Origin of the sequence: Streptomyces sp. NPDC059668 (assembly GCF_042734135.1) — a bacterium.
Classification (GTDB): domain Bacteria; phylum Actinomycetota; class Actinomycetes; order Streptomycetales; family Streptomycetaceae; genus Streptomyces.
In genome coordinates, this window is the sequence record NZ_JBHWEL010000062.1 from 34,449 (window position 1) to 54,977 (window position 20,529).

A 20,529-nucleotide genomic window follows, 5' to 3' on the forward strand; every position below is an offset into this window, starting at 1 on the left:
GGTTCAACTCCCCCGAGTTCTTTCGGAAGTCATCTCCGGAAAACGTTGCTGGCCAGCTCGGACGGGGGATAGCTTCGGCCTGCACCACTCGTCATGTACCTGCCCGAGCGCCCTACGTGTTCGGGCGGCTTTCGTTCCGGATGATGTGGAGACCCCATGGCTCATCTGCGATCCAGACGCCGGCTCGCCCTCGCGGTACCGGTCGTCCTGTCGCTCACCGCCTCGCTCGGCTTCCTGCCGGGCGCCGCGTCGGCCGCACCACTCACCGCGTCCGCCGCCACCCGCGCGGACGGCCCCAATTTGGCGTACGTGGTCAACACCAGGACGGACCACCGCACGATCGCGTCGGTGAAGAAGGCGATCGCCGCGGCCGGCGGCAGTGTCGTCATCGCCTACGAGCAGATCGGCGTGATCGTCGTCCACTCCGCCGACCCGGACTTCGGCCCGCGGATCCGCGCCGTGCGCGGGGTGCAGTCGGCGGGTGCGACACGGACGGCGCCGCTGGCTCCGGCGGGGACGACGGACGAGGGCGCGGCGAAGGTGCTGTCGGCCGCGGAGGCCGCCAAGGTGTCCCGGAGCGCCACGGCCGCCCAGGAGCCCCTGGAGGCCGACCAGTGGGACCTGCGTGCGATAGGCGCGGACAAGGCGGCGAAGACCGACCCGGGCAGCAGGAAGGTGACGGTGGCCGTGATCGACGTGGGTGTCGACGACACCCACCCGGACATCGCACCGAACTTCTCCGCCTCCCAGTCCGCGAACTGTGTGGGCGGCAAGCCGGACACCACCTACGGCGCCTGGCGTCCGGTGGACGCCGACCACTATCACGGCACGCATGTCGCGGGTGAGATAGCCGCCGCCCGCAACGGCGTCGGCGTCGCGGGCGTCGCCCCGGGCGTGAAGGTCTCGGGCATCACGGTCGCCGAGCCGGACTCCACCCAGCTGTTCTACCCGGAGAGCGTCGTCTGCGCCTTCGTGTTCGCCGCCGACCACGGCGTGGAGATCACCAACAACAGCTACTACGTGGACCCGTGGCTCTACAACTGCATGGACGACCCCGACCAGCGGGCGATCGTCGACGCGGTCGACCGGGCCCAGCTGTACGCCCAGCGGAAGGGCACGCTCAACGTCGCCGCGGCGGGCAACTCCAACGACGACCTCGACGCGGACGCGCTCTCCGACGCGTCCAGCCCCGACGACTCGACGCCCGTCCCCCGCACCGTCGACCCGCACAAGTGCTTCGACGTGCCGACCCAGCTGCCGGGTGTCGTCACCGTGAGCTCGACCGGTGTCACCGGGGCCAAGTCGTACTTCTCCAGTTACGGCAAGGGCGTCATCGACGTCGCGGCGCCCGGCGGTGACAGGTTCCAGATCCCGGACACCCCGTCGAAGGACGGCCGCATCCTGTCCACCCTGCCGAACAACAAGTACGGCTTCCTTCAGGGCACCTCGATGGCGACACCGCACGTCGCGGGCGTGGCCGCGCTGCTGAAGTCCAAGTACCCCTGGGCCGGCCCCGCCACGCTCCAGCGGCTCCTGAAGGCCGAGGCGGACAACCCCGGTTGCCCGACCGCCCCGTACGACGGGAACGGTGACGGCGTCGTCGACGCCACCTGTGTCGGCAACAAGCACGTGAACGGGTTCTACGGGGCCGGGATCGTCAACGCGCTGCGGGCGGTCAGGTAACCCGGGACCGCGGGGCCTCCCGTACGTCCACCGACGGGGCGAACACCGCGATGACAGGGGCGCGGTGACGGACCCTCACACGCACCACCGGTGCCATGGCCGCCCGCCGGGGGCGGCCGTGGCACCGGCCGGCAGCGGCCCGCGCCAAGGGCCTGGGCCTCACCGGAGCCGAAGGTGACGGCGACGGCGACGGCGACGGCGACGGCGACGGGAACGGCAATCTCGTCGCCGGGCACGCGTCGCCCACCTGGCACACTGCCCGTATGACGCGGTCGGCTGCTGGTACGGAGTTCGTGTGGGCCGCGCTGGGCGGGGACCCCGCGCTGCTGTCCCGGCTTTCGACGGTCACCCGGGCGGGAACGCTCACGTCCCGGCTGCCCGTGGCGGAGTTGGCGCGGGCGTGCGTGGGGGCGTGCGCGCTCGCCGCCGCCGAGCTGACCGCCGTCCGCACCGGCGGGGACGTTCCCGGGGTGCGGGTCGACGACGGGGCCGTCGCCACCGCGTTCGTCAGCGAGCGGCATCTGCTCGTCGACGGACGGGCCCCGGTGAACTTCGCGCCGCTGTCCCGGTTCTGGCGGACCGCCGACGGCTGGGTGCGCACGCACGCCAACTATCCCCACCACCGGGCGCGGCTGCTGGAGGCGTTGGGACTGGACGCGGACGCTTCCGTGGAGACGGTCGCAGCCTGCCTCGCCGAGCGTTCCGCCGCGGAGGTGGAGGACACCGTGTACGCGGCGGGGGGCCTGGCCGTCGCCCTGCGTACGGCCGCGGAGTGGGCGGCGCACGAGCAGGGGGCGGCCGTCGCGCGCCGGCCCCTGCTGAGCCGGGAGTCCGTCGCGGAGGCGGACCCGTCCGCGCCGTCCGCGCCGGCGCGGCTCTCCGGTGATCCGCTGCGACCGGCGGCCGGCGTGCGCGTGCTGGACCTCACCCGGGTCATCGCGGGCCCGGTCGCCACCCGCACGCTCGCCCTGCTGGGCGCCGACGTCCTGCGCGTGGACACACCCTGGCTGCCCGAGGACCCCGACGCGCACGCCGACACGGGCTTCGGGAAACGCTCCACGAGGCTCGACCTCGGCGTGCGCGCGGACCGCCGTACCTTCGAGGACCTGCTCGCCGGGGCCGACGTCGTGGTCACCGGGTACCGGCCCGGCGCCCTCGACCGCTTCGCCCTCGCACCGGAGGCGCTGGCGGTGCGGCGGCCCGGCCTGGTGGTGGCGCAGTTGTCGGCGTGGGGCCGGTACGGGCCGTGGTCCGGGCGGCGGGGGTTCGACAGTCTGGTGCAGGTCGCCACCGGGATCGCGGCGATCGAGGGGTCCGCCGGGCGGCCGGGTGCGCTGCCCGCGCAGGCCCTCGACCACGGCACGGGGTATCTGCTGGCCGCCGCGGTGCTCCGGTCGCTCACCGAGCGGTCCCGGGAGGGCGGGACGCGGCTCGTCCGGCTGGCGCTCGCCCGGACGGCCGCGTGGCTGGTCGACGGGCTCCCGCGCCCGGCCGAGGAGCGCTCGGAGGCCTCGTACGACCCGGGTCCCTGGCTCACCGGGACCGACAGCGACCTGGGCCGGCTCACGTACGCGCGGACGCCCGTCTCCTTCACCGGCGGTCCGGCCGACTGGGCGCGGCCACCGGGGCCTTGGGGGACGGATGCGGCCCGGTGGGCCTGAGCCGCGGGCCGGTCCGGGTGACGGTGTGCCCGGCGTGCGGTGCACACCGGGCCGGATGCCGTCCCTACCTTGCTCGCGCGGCTACGACCAGACCACGGCCACAGCCACGGCCACAGCCACAGCCACAGCCACAGCCACAAGGATCCGTGGACCGGGCGCCGGGCCAACGCCCCTCAGGGGAACGTGAGCTGACGGGTCGCGATCTGTCGGACCGTCAGCAGCCGTTGGTGACGATCACCTTGAGGGCGTTGCGCTCGTCCATCGCCTTGTAGCCCTCGGGCACGCCCTCCAGATCGACGGTCCGGTCGAAGACGGGCGAGGGGTCGATGGTGCCGTCGAGGACGTCGGCCAGCAGCTCCGGGATGTACGCGCGCACCGGTGCGACACCGCCGCGCAGCGCGATGTTCCGGTCGAACATGACGCCCAGGTCGAGGCCCGTTCCACTGCCGTGCGGCACCCCGACGAAGCCGATGGCGCCGCCGTCGCGGGTGATGTTCACGGCCGTCCGCATGGACTGCTCGGTGCCGACCGCCTCCACGACGGCGTGCGCGCCCTGCCCCCGGGTCAGTTCGCGCACCGCCTCGACGGCCGCCTCGCCGCGCTCGGCGACGACGTCCGTGGCGCCGAAACGGCGCGCGATGTCCGTACGCGCCTCGTGGCGGCCGAGCGCGATGATCCGCTCGGCGCCGAGCCGCTTGGCGGCCAGAACGGCGCACAGACCCACGGCGCCGTCCCCGACGACCGCGACGGTGGCGCCCTTGCGGGCCCCCGCGCCGAGGGCCGCGTGGTGGCCGGTGCCCATGACGTCGGACAGCGTCAGCAGCGCCGACAGCAGACGGTCGTCGGAGGCCGCCTCCTTGGGCAGCTGGACGAGGGTGCCGTCGGCGAAGGGGACCCGCACGGCCTCGCCCTGTCCGCCGTCGTAGCCCACGGCGCCCCAGAAGCCGCCGTGCTCGCACGAGGTGGTGAGCCCCTCGCGGCAGTAGTCGCAGACGCCGTCGGACCACATGAAGGGCGCGACGACGAGGTCGCCCCGCCGCACACCGGTCACGTCGGAGCCGGTCTCCTCGACGATGCCGAGGAACTCGTGCCCGATCCGCTGCCCGGGCTTGCGCGCCGCCTCACCGCGGTAGGCCCACAGGTCGCTGCCGCAGATGCAGGACCGCAGCACCCTGACGACCGCGTCGGTCGGCAGCTGCACCACGGGCTCGGGCACGTCCTCCACGCGCATGTCGAAAGGGGCGTGGATGGTGGTGGCGCGCATGACGAGGATCCTTCTCGGCTGATCGGCTGGGGTGAGATGCGCTCAGGGGGTGGTTGAGCGCATCTCACCGTACGCCGCCCTCGGCGCGATTCTCACCCCGAGGGTGTCCAGTACCCCGCTGACCAGCAAGAACTGGGCGGCGATGTAGGTCGACATGATCCAGAAATCCGGTCTCGGGAGCTGTGGCCAGTCGGCGACCCCGGTGGCGATGAGCGTGTCCGAGACCATGAAGAGCGCCCCGCCGGCGGCTGCGAGGGGTCCGAGGCCGGTGGCCCCGTACGCCATCGCGGTCAGGAGCAGGCTGTAGCCCGCGACGGGGCCGCGCAGGCCGGCGGGCAGGCCGGGCCAGAGCAGGGTGACCGTGGCGGCCAGGGCGACGGCGTAGGCGGCGAGCAGCGCCCCCCGCGCCCGGGTGGCCGGCCGGAGCGGGGCGGCCCTCCGGAAGAGCACGAGATAGCAGACGTGTCCGGCCGCGAAGGAGGCCATCCCCACCAGGAAGGCCGGGTCGGCGTCGGACAGCAGCAGGACGTCGCCGCCCCAGCCGCAGAGCACCGCGGCGACCAGGAGCCGCGGTCCGCCCCGGGCGACCGTGTGGGCGGCGAGCAGCGGCATCAGGAGGGGCTTGGCGACGAGGTGCCCCGGTGTGAACCCGGCGGCCAGCGAGACGAGGTCCACGAGGGCCGCCGCGCCGAAGGCGACGAGCAGCACGCGCGCGTGCCGTGGGTTCACGCGGCGGGCTCCGTGACCGGCTCCCGCTCGGCGGCCGTCGGGGCCGGCTGCCAGCCGGGGCCGCGGAAGACCCGTCCCGCGCGCTCGCGCCAGCTCGTCGCCGCCCTCAGGTCCCTGGCGATGGCGGCGTACTCGTGGGTGGCCACGCGCAGCGGGTTGTAGGTGGCGATGTTCTTGGTGAGGCCGTAGACGGGCCGCTCGGTCTCCGCGACGAAGGACCCGAAGAGCCGGTCCCACACGATGAGGATCCCGCCGAAGTTCCGGTCCAGATAGCCGCCCTGGGAGGCGTGGTGCACCCGGTGGTGCGACGGCGTGTTGAGGACGAACTCGAACCAGCGGGGCATCCGGTCGATCCGCTCGGTGTGGATCCAGAACTGGTAGACGAGGTTCGCGGACGAGCAGAACGCGAGCGCCGCCGGGTGCACGCCGAGGGCGATCAGCGGTACGTAGAAGGGCCAGACGGTCCAGCTGGTCCAGGGCTGGCGCAGCGCGGTGGTGAGGTTGAACTTCCGGCTGGAGTGGTGGACGACGTGGCAGGCCCACAGGACGCGGATGACGTGGTGTCCGCGGTGCGACCAGTAGTAGAAGAAGTCCTGCCCCAGCAGCATCAGCGGGACGGTCCACCACAGCACGGGTACCCGCAGCGGCGTCAGTTCGTAGATCGCCGTGTAGAGCGCGACGATCGGGATCTTCCACAGGAAGTCGAAGACGAGGCTGCCCAGACCCATGCCGACGCTGGTGGCGGCGTCCTTCGCCTCGTACCCCGCGTCCTCCTCGTCCGGATGGATCCTGACACTCACCATCTCGATCACGGTGAGCAGCACGAAGGCGGGTATCGACCACAGCACGACATCGGGCAGGTTCGGCATGGATGCACCGTAGGACGGCGGATCGGCCGCGGCTAGACGTTGTTACCGACAAGTATTACCGGCGGTACGCGCTTGCTTCTTGGTGATCTCCGCCAATGAGCGGCCCGCGCCGGCCGATGTGGGCGTGACACGCGGCGCGCCTTCACCGGTCGTCCACCGCCACGGCCGCTCATGTCCCGGTCGCCCCCAGCAGCACTCCCGCCAGATACGTGACCCCCATCGCCAGCGCCCCGCCCGCCACGTTCCGCAGGACCGCGTGGCGCGGGTCCGCCGAGCCCAGGCGGGCGCTCACCCAGCCGGTGACGAACAGGGAGGCGAGGACGGAGACCACGGTGACGGGCAGACGCAGGCCGCTCGGCGGCAGGACGATCGCCAGCAGCGGCAGCAGGGCGCCCACCGTGAAGGACAGGAAGCTGGCCCAGGCCGCGTGCCACGGGTTGGTGAGATCGTCGGGGTCGATGCCGAGCTCCACGCGCGCGTGGGCCCTGAGCGCGTCCCGTTCGGTGAGCTGCTGTGCCGCCTCACGGGCCACCTCACGCGACAGGCCGCGCTGCTCCAGGAGTTCGGTCAGCTCGTCGAGTTCGGCCTCGGGCTGCTCACGGAGTTCGCGTCGCTCCGTCGCCAGCGCGGCCTTCTCGGAGTCCAGCTGGGTGGAGACCGAGACGTACTCGCCCGCCGCCATCGACATCGAGCCGGCCAGCAGGCCCGCGAGCCCCGCCGTCAGCAGTGCGTTGCGGTCGTCCGTGGCGCCCGCGACACCGACGACGAGACCCGCGGTGGAGACGATCCCGTCGTTGGCGCCCAGGACCCCGGCCCGCAGCCAGTTCAACCGCGATCCGAGGGCTCCTTTGTGGGCCTCGTCGTGCGTCGCTTCGGTCACACGGCGAGGATCGCACCCCGTGCCTCACCACACGCGCACCGACCCTCCCTTCGCGAACACCGGGCTCGTCGCGTCGGCGGGCGGTTCGCCGAGCGGCTCGGCGAGTTCCGCCACGGTCGGTCCCGCCTTGGCCGCGAGCGGGGCGAGACGCTCCAGGTCGAAGCCGTACACCCGGGCCGCGTTGCCGCCGACCATGGCCGCGACCTCCTCCCGCGGCACGCCCGCGTAGGCGATCCGCAGCCCCTCGCGCGAGTAGGGGTGGGTGCCCTCGTCGTGCGGGTAGTCGCTGCCCCACATGATCTTGTCGAGGCCGATGCGGTCGCGCAGCGGCACCTCGTGCGGGCGCATGAAGCTCGCGCCGACCCAGCAGTTCTCGCGCCAGACCCGGGAGGGCCGCTCGCCCATCGAGGCCCCGAGCCCGGCGCCGAACTTGGCCTCGGCGGTGGACGCCTTCGTCCCGGCGGCGACCAGTCGCCCGTGGTAGTAGTCCAGCATGTCGAGCACCCCGGGGATCCAGCCCGAACCCTGCTCGGTCAGCACCAGTCTCAGTCCGGGGTGCCTGCGGAACGCGCCGCCGAACACCAGGTGCCACAGCGCCCGGTGCGAGAACCATGTCGTCTCCACCATGAAGACCGCCCGTGCGGCGGGCTCGTCGCCCAGCGGCGGCGACGCGGAACCCGCGTGGTGGTTCACGGGCACGCCCAGCTCGGCGCAGACCGCCCAGATCGGGTCGTACGCCGTCGAGTACAGCTCGGGCAGGCCCGACCCCGGGGGCGTGCCGGGCAGCAGGAGACCGCCTCCGAGGCCCGCGCCGACCGCCCAGCGGATCTCCCGCACGGCCTCGTCGACGTCGTTCAGGAGGATCTGGAACACGCCCGCCCTGCGCCCCGGCGCGGCCGCGCAGAAGTCGGCCAGCCAGCGGTTGTGGGCGCGCAGCCCGGCCCACCGCTGTGCGAACTCCTGTCCCGTCGGCGCCGGTGCCGTCAGGGACGCGGACGGGAAGAAGGGCGGGATGGTGTTCGGGAAGACGACCTCGGCGACGATCCCGTCCCGCTCCAGTTCCGCGAGGCGCCGTTCGGAGTTCCAGTTCCGGTCCGCGGTGTCGGCGAGGAGGTCCTGGTACGGGTTGACGTACGTGGCCGCCCACGCGTCGAACGCCTCGTGGTGCTCCTTCGCCAGGTAGGGCCGGTAGTCGAGGAGATCGGCGCCCGCGTGACAGTCGGCCGAGATCACCGTGTACCGGTCGTCGTCCGGGGACGCCGCGGGAGTGCCGGGGGCCGGTGGGGTCATGGGGTGGCCCCCAGTACGGGGAAGTCGTGGTCCGTGAGCCAGTGGCGGCCCACCTCGCGCGAGCGTGCCCAGGACGCCGTCACGGCCGCCTGGTCCTCGGACTGGCCGAGGTCGGCCGGGGTCGGGCCGATGCGCCGGGCGAGCGGGGCCAGTTTCTCCGTGTCGAAGCCGAATACCTCGGCGGCCGCGAGACCGAGCATGCGGCGGGTCTCCGCCACCGGGATGTCGTGGAACGTTCTCGACAGCCACGCGCGCGTGTCGGGCCAGGTGCCCTCGGGATGCGGGAAGTCGCTGCCCCACAGGATGTTGTCGACGCCGATCTCGTAGCGCTGGGCGAGTTCGCGGCGCTTGGTGTTGGTGGCGCAGACGAACACCTGCCGGTCCAGGTACTCGTGCGGGGGCCGCTTCAGCTCCGCGAACGGCGACAGCTTCTTGCCGCCGTGCGCGCCGAGGTAGAGGCGGTCCATGAACCAGAGGAGGTTCGGCAGCCACCAGCAGCCCGACTCCGCGACGCCGAACCTGAGGCCCGGGTGCCGCTCGAAGACCCCCGACCAGAGCAGGAACCACAGCGGACGCGCCGGCCACCAGGTCACCTCGCTGACGTAGATGCCGAGGTGGTCGCCGTACTCGTGGCGCGGCGCCGCACCGGAGTGCGTGACCACCGGGAGTCCGCACTCGGCGGCCGCAGCCCACACGGGGTCGTAACGGCGGTCGTGGTAAGGCTCCTTGTCGACCCACATGGCGGGGATCATCAGGGCGCCGAGCCCCGACTCCTTGGCGCGGTACACCTCCGCGACGACCCGGTCGGTCTCCGCCGTGACGGGCAGCAGCGCGACCCCGCGGTGCCGTTCGGGGTTCTCGCCCACGAACTCCGCGAGCCAGCAGTTGTGCGCCTGCGCGCCCGCCATGCCGAGCGCCGGGTCCTGGTCGCCGGAGAGGCCGAGGCCCACGCCGAAGGGGGCGGCCGTCCGGCTGTCCACGGCGTCGGCGTCCGGGAAGACCACCTCCCCGGCCACCCCGTCGCCGTCCAGCTCCTTCAGGCGCTGTCCGGTGTCCCAGCCGCCGCGCAGGCCCTCCTCGTTGTCCCGGAACCACTGGTCCGCGAACGCCTCGTTGCGGATGCCGAGCCGTGTCATCTCCTCGCGGCGCCGGTCCCGGCCCGCGAGGAACTCGTCGAAGTCCCGGTGGAAACGGGAGTCGAGATAGGGCCGGTACTCCTCGGTGGGGAGCCCGGCATGGCAGTCGGAGGAGATGATCAGATACGGTTCCCGGTCGGTCATCGCCCGCCTCCTCAGTCCAGGACGAAGTGTTCGAGGTACGAGGGGTCCGCGCGGTCGAGCATCGACTGCGAGCGCGCGCGGATCTGCCGGTCGCTGTGCTCGCTCTCCGGAAGCAGCCAGAAGCGGTCCGCGCCGATGCCCTCCGCCACCAGGTCGGCGACGTCCTCGACCGGCGTGAACCGCACCTCCCGGCCCGCCTCCCGCATCGCCGCCTCCCACTGGTCGAGGCTGCGGTACGGGGTCCTGCGCGGGCGCTGCTTCGCGTACCGCGACGGCCGGTTGCGGTACGACTCCCACAGCCCGGTCCGGAGCATGTGCGGCCCGGGGAAGAGCACGGACGCCCCCACGCGCGCGTGCTCCGCCTTCAGATGCGCGTAGAGGGACTCGGTCATCGTCACGACGGCGGCCTTGGTGACGGCGTAGACGGAGGCCGTGGGCAGCGGGGCGATCCCGCCGTCACCGGACGAGGTGTTGACGACGTGCCCCGGCTCTCCCCCGGCGATCATCCTCGGCACGAACGCCTGGATGCCGTGGAAGACGCCCCAGACGTTGACGGCGAAGGCCCACTTCCAGTCGTTCGGGTCGTGCTCCCACATACGGCCCTCGGCGCCGGAGCCGACCCCGGCGTTGTTGCACAGGACGTGTACGGCGCCGTACCTCCCGTAGACGTCCTCGGCGAGTGCGACGACGTCCGCGCGCTCCCCGACGTCGACCACGCGCGCGTGCACGTCCGCCCCGTCCTGACGCAGCGCGCTCGCGGCCTTCTCCAGGGCGGCCTCCTCCACGTCCGCGAGGACCACCTTCAGACCGTCGGCCGCGAACCGCCGCGCCATGGCCAGCCCGATGCCGCTCGCGGCGCCGGTGACGACGGCGACCTGTCCCGCCCCGAGCCGCATCAGACGCTCCCCTCGGGCGGCCCGTCGAGGAGCTGCCGCGGATCGTCGTAGCGCTGGTGGACGTAGGGCAGCAGGGCCGACGGGTCGACGCGCTCGACGACCCTGCCCCGCTGGTCGGTGGTCTTCTCGCCGAGGGTGATCCCGACGAGTTCACGGACCGGGAGGTCGGCCACCGGGTCGTACATCGACTCGCGCAGGACGACGTCACCGGTGACGCGCTCCAGCCGGCGCACCTTCTCCTCGCGGACGCAGTGCACGAGGACGGGGTCGGCGTCGAAGCCGGAACCGTCCACCGAGGGCAGGAACTTGAAGTAGAAGTCGGTCTTCCGAGCGGGCTCGGGCAGCGGCAGGTCCCCGCTCACCGCGCCGCGCACCTCGACGAAGGCGATACCGTGCCGGGCGAGCGCGGCGCGCACCACGAGCCCTTCCCGCTCGACGGTCACCGCGCCGAGCTTCTTGGGCTCGCCGAAGACCTCGCGGCCGCCGGTCAGGGCGCGTTCGTGGGTCATGGGCATCACCAGCGGATACCAGCCCTCGACCCCGTCGTGCGCCGCGGCGACGGCGAACGAGCCCGCGCCCAACGGGTATCCGGGCAGGTCGACCTTGCTGATGTTCACCCGCACCAAAGGCCGCGCGGTGGGTTTGAGCGGGGGCGGCAGGACCGCCGCGACCGCGTCCGGATCGCTCTCCCAGACGGCCACCACACCGGTGGACCAGATGTCGGGGAGCCCGCCGCCCGCGGCGCGCGCGGCGGCCATCTCCGCCTCGCTCCGCGCGCCGTACCTCACTCGTGCCATGTCGTACCGCCCTTCTCTGATGGGCCGTCAGCTGTAACACAGTTACAGCAGACCTCGCGCAGGGTAAATACGCGTGCACGTAACGGACTTGGGGGCGCCATGGCGAGACCGGCAGTCAGCCGCGAGACGGTCCTCGACACCGCCGGGGCCCTGGTGAGGCAGCACGGCCCGGACGCCCTGACGATGCGCAGGCTCGCGGCCGAACTGGGTACGGCGGTCACCTCGATCTACTGGCACGTCGGCAACCGCGAGTCCCTGCTCGACGCACTGGTCGAGCGGACCGTCGCCGACCTCGGCGAGATCCGGCCCAGCGGTCGCACCCCCGCGGCGCGGGTCGTGTCGGTGGCCCGCGTCCTGCGCCGGCAGCTGCGTGAGCATCCGCACCTCATCGCGATGGTGCACGAACGCGGGCTGACGGAACGGATGTTCCTGCCCGCACAGCAGGCGCTGGTGCGCGAGGTGCACGCGGCGGGGCTGCGGGGCGCGCGCGCCGCCCGGGTCGTGCGGGCCGTGCAGTTCCAGGTCGTCGGACACGTCCTGGTCGAGCGCAACCGCGAGCGCGCCCCGGCGCAGCATCCCGGCGAGGAGGAGCTGTGGGGCGCGCGCACCGCCGAGCACGACCCGGCGCTCGCGCGGGCGCTGGCGGGACCGGTCGACACCGAGCGGCTGTTCACGGCGTCCGTCAAGGCGCTGGTGGCCGGGTTGTTGACGCCGTAGGGGGCGGCCCGGCCCCGACGGGCGCGCGGAGTCCGGGGACGGGGCTGTCGGTCGTGGCCCGTATCCTCAATGACCATGCTCGAAGACCTGACGACCGCAGCGTCCCCAGCCCCCTGGCCGGCCGCGTATCCGCAGGGGTACGCGGTCGTCGACGTGGAGACCACCGGCCTGGCCCGGGACGACCGGATAATCTCGGCCGCCGTCTACCGGCTGGACGCGCGCGGTGAGGTCGAGGACCACTGGTACACGACGGTCAACCCGGAGCGGGACCCGGGCCCGGTGTGGATCCACGGTCTGACGAGCGACGTGCTCGACGGCGCCCCGCTCTTCCAGGACATCGCCGAGGAGTTCGCCGCCCGGCTCGACGGCCGCGTCCTCGTCGCGCACAACGCCGTCTTCGACTGGTCGATGATCGCGCGGGAGTACGCGCGCGCCGCGCGCGAGGCGCCGGTGCGTCAGCGGCTGTGCACCATCGCGCTCTCCAAGGAGCTGGGCCTTCCGCTTCCCAACCACAAGCTGGAGTCGCTGGCGGCGCACTTCGGCGTCGTGCAGCAGCGCGCGCACCACGCGCTGGACGACGCGCGGGTACTGGCCGAGGCGTTCCGGCCGAGCCTGCGGGCGGCCGCGCGCGAGGGGATCCGGCTGCCCCTGCTGGAGTGCCGACCGCTCAAGGAGTGGTCGGACGGTCCGGCGGCGCCCCGCATCGGACGGCAGTCCGGCGGGTACGGGGGCGGCTCCTCCGGAGGTGGGTACGGGGGCGGGTACGGGTCCGCGGGCGGCTATCCGTCGGGGAGTTGGCGCCCCTCACGCAAACGTCCCGCATGCCCCTATCCCAACCCGGGTCGGTACGAAGCGGGTGAACCACTCAAGCAGGGCATGCGGGTGGCGTTCTCCGGCGACACGTCCGTCGACCGCGAGCTGCTGGAGGACCGCGCCGTCGAGGCCGGCCTGCATGTCGCGACGAGCCTGTCCCGGCTGACCAGCCTGCTCGTCACGAACGATCCGGACTCCAGCACGTCCAAGGTGGTCAAGGCCAGACAGTTCGGCACGCCGGTGATCGACGAGGCGGCGTTCGGCCAGCTCCTGCGGGACGTGGCACCGGCTCCGGGGAAGTGACCGGGCACGGTCGGCGCACGCCCGGGCGACCGGCGCGCCGCGGACCGACCGGCGCACGGGCGGCCGACGGGCATACGGGCGATTGACCGACGTACGGGTGATTGGCGCGCGACTCGCCCGGCGCCCGCTCGCCGGTGCCGCGTCGGCCCCGCACCCTGTGGCGCATGGCGAATTGTGAAGTATGCGGCAATGACTACGGCATGACGTTCGAGGTGCACGCGCAGGGCGCCGTGCACGTCTTCGACTGCTTCTCCTGCGCGATCCACCGGATGGCCCCGATCTGCGAGCACTGTCGTGTCCAGATCATCGGCCAGGGGGTCGAGGTCGAGGGCCACTGGTTCTGCGGAGCCCACTGCGCCCGCGCGGAGGGGCGGGTGGGGATCGTCGACAAGGTGTGAGCAGGGCACGGCCCTCGGCGGGACCCTCCCGTCGAGGGCCGAATCGTGCCGAGTACCGTCAATGGGGTGTACCGCTTCCTGTTGTCCCGGCAGTGGGTGATCCTCACCCTCGTGGCCCTCGCCCTCATCCCGACGATGATCAAGCTGGGCTTCTGGCAGCTGCACCGGCATGAGCACAAGGTCGCGCTGAACGCGGTGATCTCGGCCTCGCTGTCCGCGAAGCCGGTGCCCGCCGAGTCGCTCACCGCGCCGGGACAGCGCGTCGCGCACGACGACCTGTACCGCCGGGTGACCGCCAAGGGGAGCTACGACACCGCGCACGAGGTCGTCGTACGGCGCCGCACCAACGCCGACGGCGAGGTCGGCTTCCACGTCCTGACCCCCTTCGACCTGGACGACGGCCGGGTGCTGATGGTCAACCGGGGCTGGATCCCGGCGAACGGCGTGCAGACCGCGTTCCCGAGGATCCCGGCGCCCGCGAAGGGCGAGGTCACGGTCACCGGGCGGCTGATGCCGGACGAGACGACCGGCGCCAGCGGTATCAAGAACGTCACGGGGCTGCCCGACCGTCAGGTCATGCTCATCAGCAGCGGGCAGCAGGCGAAGAGCCTCGGCAGACAGGTCCTGGGCGGTTACATCGAGCAGACCGCGCCCGCGCCCAAGGGCGACTCGCCCGAGCTGCTGCCCGATCCCGAGCACAACGACATCGGCCCGCACATGGCGTACGCGATCCAGTGGTGGCTCTTCTCCGCGGGCGTCCCCGTGGGCTGGGTGGTCCTGGTCCGCCGCGAGCGCCGGGAGCGCGCGAGCGCCGCCACCGCCGAGACCGCCCCGGAACCGGCCCCGGCCACCGTGTAGACCACGCGGACCGGTCCCGGCCGTTCACCCGCGCGGCCCCCGCGGGAACGGCCCCGGTCCGTGCCGCCGGCCGCCGGCGGAAGCGGTTGTCCCCGCCCGGCGTCGTGCACGGCCCCCGCTCCGACGCACTCCCGCATCACCCGGTCGGCCCCCGACCCGATTGGCCCCGGCCCCTGCCGGGAACCCGCCCCACGTGCACCCACGTATCGAGGACTACGCGCTCATCGGGGACGAACAGACGGCCGCACTGGTGGGCCGGGACGGGTCGATCGACTGGCTATGCGTGCCACGGTTCGACTCGGCCGCCTGTTTCGCCGCGATGCTCGGCGACGAGAACAACGGCCACTGGCGGATCGCGCCCAAGGGGGCGGGCCCCTGTACCCGGCGCGCGTACCGGCCGGACTCCCTGGTACTCGACTCGGAATGGGAGACGGAGGACGGCTCGGTCCGGGTGACCGACTTCATGCCGCAGCGTGACAAGGCCCCCGATCTCATCCGCATCGTGGAGGGCCTCAGCGGCCGTGTCACGGTGCAGAGCACCCTGCGGCTGCGCTTCGACTACGGCTCGGTCGTGCCGTGGATGCGCAAGTCGGACGGCCACCGGGTGGCGGTCGCGGGACCGGACTCCGTATGGCTGCGCAGCGAGCCCGAGGTACCGACCTGGGGCAAGGACTTCCGTACGCTCTCGGAGTTCACCGTGGAGGAGGGCGAGAAGGTCGCCTTCGTCCTGACCTGGCACCCCTCGCACTGGTCGCGGCCGCCGCTCATCGACCCGTTCGAGGCGCTGCGGTGCAGTGTCGCCGACTGGCAGGCGTGGGCGGCGCGCTGCCGCTACGAGGGCCCGCACCGGGACATCGTGGTCCGCTCCCTGATCACCCTCAAGGCCCTCACCTACGCGCCGACGGGCGGCATCGTGGCGGCCCCCACCACCTCGCTCCCGGAGGAGCTGGGCGGCGTCCGCAACTGGGACTACCGCTACTGCTGGCTCCGCGACTCCACGCTGACCCTCGGCGCGCTCCTGGCGGCCGGGTACCACGAGGAGGCCGAGGCCTGGCGCGACTGGCTGCTGCGCGCGGTCGCGGGCGACCCGGCAGACCTCCAGATCATGTACGGGCTCTCCGGCGAGCGCCGGCTGCCCGAGTTCGAGCTGCCGTGGCTGCGCGGCTTCGCCGGTTCGTACCCGGTCCGGATCGGCAACGAGGCGGTGAAGCAGCTACAGCTGGACGTGTACGGCGAGGTCATCGACTCGCTCGAACTGGCCCGGCGTTCCGGCCTGCCGTCCAAACCGCACATGTGGCGGTTGCAGTGCGCGCTGATGGACTTCCTGCGGACCGCCTGGCGGCAGCCCGACGAGGGGATCTGGGAAGTCCGCGGTCCCCGTCGCCACTTCGTGTACTCGAAGGTGATGGCGTGGGTGGCCGCCGACCGCGCCGTGCGCACCCTGGAGGCCGAACCGGGGCTCACCGGCGACCTGGAAGGCTGGCGCGAGATGCGCGACGAGGTGCACAAGGAGGTGTGCGAGCGCGGGTTCGACGCCGAGCGGAACACCTTCACGCAGTCCTACGGTTCACGTGAGCTGGACGCGTCGCTGCTGCTCATCCCGCGCGCCGGTTTCCTGCCGCCGGACGATCCGCGGGTCGTCGGCACCATCGACGCGGTCCGCGCGGAACTCGAACGCGACAACTTCCTGCTGCGCCGCTACAGCGAGGAGGGCACGGACGTCGACGGCCTGCCGGGCGGCGAGGGCGCCTTCCTCGTCTGCTCGTTCTGGCTCGCCGACGCGCTGCACATGACGGGCCGCACGCAGGAGGCCCGCGAACTGTTCGAGCGGCTGATCAAGCTCGCCAACGACGTCGGGCTGCTCGCCGAGGAGTACGACCCCGTGGGGCGCCGCCAGCTCGGCAACTTCCCGCAGGCCTTCAGCCATCTCGGCCTGGTGGGCACCGCGTTCAACCTGTTCGGAGGTGAGAGCCCCAAGACGACGGGAGGGGCCGAACAGATCGAATGACGGGGTGAGGGAGGATGGGTGCCATGGATCTTGGACTGAAGGACCGTGTGTACGTCGTCACGGGAGCCACCCGTGGTCTGGGCAACGCCGCCGCGCGCGAGCTCACCGCGGACGGCGCGAAGGTGATCGTCTCGGGGCGCGACGAGAAGAGCGCCGCCGACGCCGCTTCCGCGCTCGGCCCGAACGCGGTCGGGGTGGCCGCCGACAACGCCGACCCCCGGACCCCGGCCCGGCTGATCGCGGCGGCGCGCGAGCACTTCGGCGGGTTCGACGGCATCCTCATCAGCGTCGGCGGGCCGCCGCCCGGGTTCGTCGCGGACACCACGGACGAGCAGTGGACGGCCGCGTACGAGTCCGTGTTCCTGGGCGCGGTCCGGCTGGCCCGCGCGGCCGCCGCGGAGCTGGGTGACGGCGGCGTCGTCGGTTTCGTCCTGTCGGCGTCCGTGCACGAGCCGATCCCGGGCCTGACCATCTCCAACGGTCTGCGTCCGGGCCTGGCCGGCTTCGCCAAGTCCCTCGCCGACGAGCTGGGCCCGCGGGGCATCCGGGTGCTCGGTCTGCTCCCGTCCCGCATCGACACGGACCGCGTCCGCGAGCTCGACGGCCTCTCCGCCGACCCGGAGGCCACCCGGGCGGCCAACGAGGCCCGCATCCCGCTGCGCCGGTACGGCGCCCCGGAGGAGTTCGGCCGGACGGCGGCCTTCCTGCTCTCCCCCGCGGCGTCCTACCTGACGGGCATCATGCTGCCGGTGGACGGCGGCATGCGGCACGGGTTCTAGCGGCGGCGGTCGACGGGGGCTCGGCGTGCCCCGTCCTCGCGCGGCAGGCGGCGGGGCGGCCGGGCGGAGAGCCCGGTCCGCCGCCGTCCGAATCAACTCACGCGTTCCGCGCGGTGCTTGACCCCGCGCAGGCGCACCTCCGCGGGGAACGCGGCGAGGCCCGCCGAGTCGCGAGCGTGCGCGAGCGCCTCCGTCGTGAGCAGGTGCAGCGTGTGTCCGGGGTCCACATGGGGTTCCAGCAGCAGCTGCACCCGTGCGCCCGGAGCGTTCCGCCTCCCGGTCAACCGCACCTGGGCGTGCGCGACACCGTCCAGGCGTCCGGCGTCCTCCGCCAGTACGCCCTCCAGGGCCCGGCCACGCAGCAGGGCGCCCTCACCGTCGCCGACGTCGACCAGCACCTCGGTCAGCCGGCGCCTGCGCAGCACGGCCGCCAGCCACCACAGGGCGAGCAGGACGAGCACCGCGAGCCCGGCGATGACGGCCGGCCACCACCAGCCCTGGTCCCGCCAGCGGGTCCGCCCGGCGTCGCTCAGCAGCACGTCGTGCGGCCCGTCGTGGATCCACCACGAGGGCGACCGCACACCCAGTCCGATCGCGAGCACGGAGCCGCCGAGAACGACCAGGGCGAGCCCGACGACTCCCAGCAGCACCCGGTTGACGATCCTGAGCACCGTCCTCACCCCTTCCGTCCGGGACGCCTCACGTGCACCGAGAGCCCGGGGGGCCGGGAGAGACCCAGCCCCCTGATGCCGTCGGCGAGCGTGGCGTCCAGATCGGCACGTACGTCGTCGAGTTCACGGAAGTGCGAGACCGCGTGGACGTCCACCGTGCGCCGCCCCGGCCGGACCCTGGCCGACTGCACGCCGGAGACCTCCATGGCCCGGTCGCGCAGTGCCGTGGCGGCGGCGTCCCGGTGCAGCCCGGCGCGTACGTCGTGGTGGGTGCGCCGCATCGGCAGGACGCCGCGCAGTCCCGGGGTCACCGCGAGGACGATCAGCCAGAGCCCGAGGGCCGTGGCGATCCCGGCGCCGACGAGCATCCAGGTGTCGTCCAGGGGGCGTTCGGCCAGTTGCCGGGCGAGAGACCTGCGCCAGTGCAGCGCGGGCCGGTGGCCCCGGACGGCCGCGACGTCGTACAGGAAGACGCCCGCGCCGATCAGCAGGACCAGCGCGACGATCCCCGCGGGGACGCGGCGCAGCGACCAGAACCGTCCCTGGCCGCCGTCCTCCTCGCCGAGGGTGCGCGCGGGGTCGTGGACGTCCGCCCGCGCGGACCGGTCGAGCTCGTCCGCGGGCGGTTTCTCCAACACGGGCAAGCGTCGGGTCGTGCTGTCGGAGCCCTGAGGCTCGCTCATTGCGTCCTCCCCTGTGCCACGCCGGGTACCGGTACCAGGTGCAGCCGTTCCACCTGGACGGTCACCTCCGGCACTTCCATCCCCGTCAACGCGCTTACCCGCTCCGCGACATGACAACGCACCGCTTTGCAGCGGGCGCCGATGTCGGCGGGGTAGGCGAGTTCGAGGTGGAGCTGGACACGGGCGCTGTCGTGGCGGACGAGGACCGTCGCGTGCGGAGGCGCGGCGGCCGGGGGCAGTGGCCCGACGGCCTCGCGGGCCGCCTGAGCGGCGGTCTTGGCCACGACCCGGTCGGCGATCCGGGTCGCGCCGCGCTCGGCCGCCGCGACCACCGCCGTGGGCAGCCGGGTGTCACCGGGCGTACCGGTCACGGGTGTCACCGCCGCCGGTCGTCACGCGGACGGAAGAAGGCGCCGAGGTCCACGTCCCCTTCGAGGAAGCGGCCGACGACGAAACCGACGGCGCCCAGGGCGGCCACGAGCAGGAAGGCCCCGAATCCCCCGAAGTACCCGGCGAAGCCCAGCGCCATTCCGGCGATCATGCCGATCACGGCCAAGCTCATGTGCGCTCCTCAGCAGTTCGGTGGCCGGTCAGATCACTGGAGCCGCGACTCGGGCTCCTCGTCCTCTTCGTCGGGAAGCTTCACGTCGCTCACGGCGATGTTGACCTCGACGACCTCAAGGCCCGTCATGCGCTCCACGGCCGTGATCACGTTCTCCCGCACCGCGCGGGCCACGTCCGCGATCGACACCCCGTACTCGACGACGATCTCCAGGTCGAGCGCGGTCTGCACCTCGCCGACCTCGGCCTTCACACCCCTGGCGACGGACTTCGAGCCGCCCGGGACCCGGTCGCGCACCGCTCCGAAGGTACGGCTCAGCCCGCTGCCCATGGCGTGCACGCCGAGCACGTCCCTGGCCGCGAGTCCGGCGATCTTCTCCACGACACCGTCGGCGATGGTCGTCCGCCCCCTGGTGGCGGGATCGCCGCCGCCGCGACGGGTGGGCTTGCGGGTCTGGGGCGTCTCGCCCTCGGGGTTGTCCGTCCGGTTCCGCTCCGTCATGTCGGTCATCGCCGCACGTCCCTTTCGGTCGTCCTCCTCCGCCCACACTAAGTGCGCCCTCGCGATTGCGCGCCAGGGATGCGGCAGGCTGGTGGAATGACGGCGGACCGATGGACACGGGCGGTAAGACAGCAGCTCGGGCTGGGGCGGCTGCTCCCTCTCGGCCACCACCGCGACGGAGCGTGGATCACCGAGGAGGCGGCCGGCGCGGTGCTGCGGCGTGCGGCGGCCGCCGTCCCCGGGGTCCGCCTCGACGCGCTGCGGGTCTCCCTCACGGATCCGGAGACGACGTACGAGCCCGCCGTGCCGTCTCCGCCCGGCGCGCTGCCGCCCGGTCCGCTCCGCGTCACCGGGGAGTTCGCCGCGTCGGCGGGCCCGTCGGCACCGGGCGGCGAACCGCTCCCCGCGGCGGCGGCCCGGTTGCGTTCCGCCCTGGCCGCGGCGGCGACGGAGCGTCTGGGGCTCATGGTGACGGAGGTGGACCTGCGGGTGACGGACCTGCTGGACACCGACGGCCCGTCCCCTTCGGGGGGCCGGGGCACCCTCGACCCGACCGATGGGCCGGACCTGACCGGTGCCCCCGATCCGACCGGTACCCCCCGTCCGACCGGCGGGTCGGACGGGGGAGGTGGGCCGGGTCCGCTCGGTGGATCGGGGCCGCTCCGCGGAGCAGGTCCGACCGGCGGAGCGGGAACGCTCGGTGGAGCGGGGCCGACCGGTGGAGCAGGTCCGACCGGCGGAGCGGGACCGCTCGGTGGATCGGGGCCGCTCGGCGGAGCAGGTCCGACCGGTGGAGCGGGACCGCTCGGTGGATCGGGGCCGCTCGGCGGAGCAGGTCCGACCGGTGGAGCGGGACCGACCGGTGGATCGGGGCCGCTCGGCGGAGC

Annotated in this window: 22 protein-coding genes; 9 read left to right on the forward strand and 13 right to left on the reverse strand. The window is 73.1% G+C overall.

Annotation, left to right across the window (positions count from 1 at the left end):
* Window positions 1-156 precede the first annotated feature (156 nt).
* Together ACFV2J_RS32455 and ACFV2J_RS32460 are read left to right on the forward strand one after the other, a co-directional pair.
* Entirely contained in the window at window positions 157-1,683 is a 1,527-nt protein-coding gene (locus tag ACFV2J_RS32455; protein ID WP_385083006.1) for a S8 family serine peptidase, read from the forward strand.
* Between the two features lie 263 nt (window positions 1,684-1,946).
* Window positions 1,947-3,344 carry a CoA transferase gene (locus ACFV2J_RS32460; RefSeq protein ID WP_385441990.1) on the forward strand — a complete coding sequence of 466 codons (1,398 nt, stop codon included), beginning with the start codon at window positions 1,947-1,949 and terminating at the stop codon, window positions 3,342-3,344.
* A 214-nt stretch (window positions 3,345-3,558) separates the two neighbouring features.
* Here the strand turns inward: ACFV2J_RS32460 and ACFV2J_RS32465 are convergent, their stop codons facing one another.
* The 8 genes from ACFV2J_RS32465 to ACFV2J_RS32500 form a co-directional block, all read right to left on the reverse strand.
* Window positions 3,559-4,608: a zinc-dependent alcohol dehydrogenase family protein gene (locus tag ACFV2J_RS32465; protein WP_385086910.1), complete on the reverse strand. Its 1,050-nt coding sequence runs from the start codon at window positions 4,606-4,608 to the stop codon at window positions 3,559-3,561.
* 42 nt (window positions 4,609-4,650) lie between these two features.
* On the reverse strand, window positions 4,651-5,337 hold the full coding sequence (locus ACFV2J_RS32470; RefSeq protein WP_385441971.1) for a lysoplasmalogenase: 687 nt from the start codon (window positions 5,335-5,337) through the stop codon (window positions 4,651-4,653).
* Complete coding sequence (locus ACFV2J_RS32475; protein WP_385086907.1) at window positions 5,334-6,206, reverse strand: sterol desaturase family protein; 873 nt, start codon at window positions 6,204-6,206, stop codon at window positions 5,334-5,336. The genes ACFV2J_RS32470 and ACFV2J_RS32475 overlap by 4 nt, the downstream gene beginning before the upstream one ends.
* A gap of 169 nt (window positions 6,207-6,375) precedes the next feature.
* Window positions 6,376-7,086, reverse strand: coding sequence for a VIT family protein (locus ACFV2J_RS32480; RefSeq protein WP_385086904.1), 711 nt, complete (start codon window positions 7,084-7,086; stop codon window positions 6,376-6,378).
* Between the two features lie 24 nt (window positions 7,087-7,110).
* Window positions 7,111-8,376: an amidohydrolase family protein gene (locus ACFV2J_RS32485; protein WP_385086901.1), complete on the reverse strand. Its 1,266-nt coding sequence runs from the start codon at window positions 8,374-8,376 to the stop codon at window positions 7,111-7,113.
* A complete protein-coding gene (locus ACFV2J_RS32490; RefSeq protein WP_385086899.1) occupies window positions 8,373-9,656 on the reverse strand; it encodes an amidohydrolase family protein in 1,284 nt (427 codons plus the stop codon). The genes ACFV2J_RS32485 and ACFV2J_RS32490 overlap by 4 nt, the downstream gene beginning before the upstream one ends.
* A gap of 11 nt (window positions 9,657-9,667) precedes the next feature.
* Window positions 9,668-10,552 (reverse strand): SDR family NAD(P)-dependent oxidoreductase, encoded by an 885-nt coding sequence (locus ACFV2J_RS32495; RefSeq protein ID WP_385086896.1) that lies wholly within the window; start codon window positions 10,550-10,552, stop codon window positions 9,668-9,670.
* Window positions 10,552-11,349: an acetoacetate decarboxylase family protein gene (locus ACFV2J_RS32500; protein ID WP_385086893.1), complete on the reverse strand. Its 798-nt coding sequence runs from the start codon at window positions 11,347-11,349 to the stop codon at window positions 10,552-10,554. The genes ACFV2J_RS32495 and ACFV2J_RS32500 overlap by 1 nt, the downstream gene beginning before the upstream one ends.
* A 99-nt stretch (window positions 11,350-11,448) precedes the next feature.
* Between ACFV2J_RS32500 and ACFV2J_RS32505 the strand changes: the two genes are divergently transcribed.
* The 6 genes from ACFV2J_RS32505 (at window position 11,449) to ACFV2J_RS32530 (ending at window position 17,225) form a co-directional block, all read left to right on the forward strand.
* On the forward strand, window positions 11,449-12,066 hold the full coding sequence (locus ACFV2J_RS32505) for a TetR/AcrR family transcriptional regulator (protein ID WP_385086890.1): 618 nt from the start codon (window positions 11,449-11,451) through the stop codon (window positions 12,064-12,066).
* Between the two features lie 75 nt (window positions 12,067-12,141).
* Window positions 12,142-13,182: a DEDDh family exonuclease gene (locus tag ACFV2J_RS32510; protein WP_385086887.1), complete on the forward strand. Its 1,041-nt coding sequence runs from the start codon at window positions 12,142-12,144 to the stop codon at window positions 13,180-13,182.
* A 164-nt stretch (window positions 13,183-13,346) separates the two neighbouring features.
* Window positions 13,347-13,580, forward strand: coding sequence for a hypothetical protein (locus ACFV2J_RS32515; protein ID WP_168527454.1), 234 nt, complete (start codon window positions 13,347-13,349; stop codon window positions 13,578-13,580).
* A 66-nt stretch (window positions 13,581-13,646) separates the two neighbouring features.
* The gene (locus ACFV2J_RS32520; protein WP_385086884.1) at window positions 13,647-14,438 is read left to right on the forward strand and encodes an SURF1 family protein; all 792 of its coding nucleotides are present in this window, start codon (window positions 13,647-13,649) and stop codon (window positions 14,436-14,438) included.
* Window positions 14,439-14,631: 193 nt separating this feature from the next.
* Entirely contained in the window at window positions 14,632-16,446 is a 1,815-nt protein-coding gene (locus ACFV2J_RS32525) for a glycoside hydrolase family 15 protein (RefSeq protein ID WP_385086881.1), read from the forward strand.
* Between the two features lie 23 nt (window positions 16,447-16,469).
* Window positions 16,470-17,225, forward strand: a complete 756-nt coding sequence (locus tag ACFV2J_RS32530) for an SDR family oxidoreductase (RefSeq protein WP_385086878.1) — start codon at window positions 16,470-16,472, stop codon at window positions 17,223-17,225.
* Window positions 17,226-17,317: 92 nt separating this feature from the next.
* On the opposite strand, the gene amaP is transcribed toward ACFV2J_RS32530, so the two are convergent.
* The 5 genes from amaP to ACFV2J_RS32555 are packed head-to-tail and all read right to left on the reverse strand — an operon-like array spanning window position 17,318 to window position 19,651.
* A complete protein-coding gene (gene amaP, locus ACFV2J_RS32535) occupies window positions 17,318-17,896 on the reverse strand; it encodes an alkaline shock response membrane anchor protein AmaP (RefSeq protein WP_385086875.1) in 579 nt (192 codons plus the stop codon).
* A gap of 5 nt (window positions 17,897-17,901) precedes the next feature.
* Window positions 17,902-18,579, reverse strand: a complete 678-nt coding sequence (locus ACFV2J_RS32540) for a DUF6286 domain-containing protein (RefSeq protein ID WP_385086872.1) — start codon at window positions 18,577-18,579, stop codon at window positions 17,902-17,904.
* Complete coding sequence (locus tag ACFV2J_RS32545) at window positions 18,576-18,959, reverse strand: hypothetical protein (protein ID WP_385086869.1); 384 nt, start codon at window positions 18,957-18,959, stop codon at window positions 18,576-18,578. The genes ACFV2J_RS32540 and ACFV2J_RS32545 overlap by 4 nt, the downstream gene beginning before the upstream one ends.
* The gene (locus ACFV2J_RS32550; RefSeq protein WP_385086866.1) at window positions 18,956-19,141 is read right to left on the reverse strand and encodes a hypothetical protein; all 186 of its coding nucleotides are present in this window, start codon (window positions 19,139-19,141) and stop codon (window positions 18,956-18,958) included. The genes ACFV2J_RS32545 and ACFV2J_RS32550 overlap by 4 nt, the downstream gene beginning before the upstream one ends.
* A 33-nt stretch (window positions 19,142-19,174) precedes the next feature.
* Window positions 19,175-19,651, reverse strand: coding sequence for an Asp23/Gls24 family envelope stress response protein (locus tag ACFV2J_RS32555; RefSeq protein ID WP_385086864.1), 477 nt, complete (start codon window positions 19,649-19,651; stop codon window positions 19,175-19,177).
* 87 nt (window positions 19,652-19,738) lie between these two features.
* Here ACFV2J_RS32555 and ACFV2J_RS32560 point away from each other — a divergent pair.
* Window positions 19,739-20,529: hypothetical protein (locus ACFV2J_RS32560; RefSeq protein ID WP_385441985.1), on the forward strand; the 791-nt coding region annotated here is incomplete at its 3' end.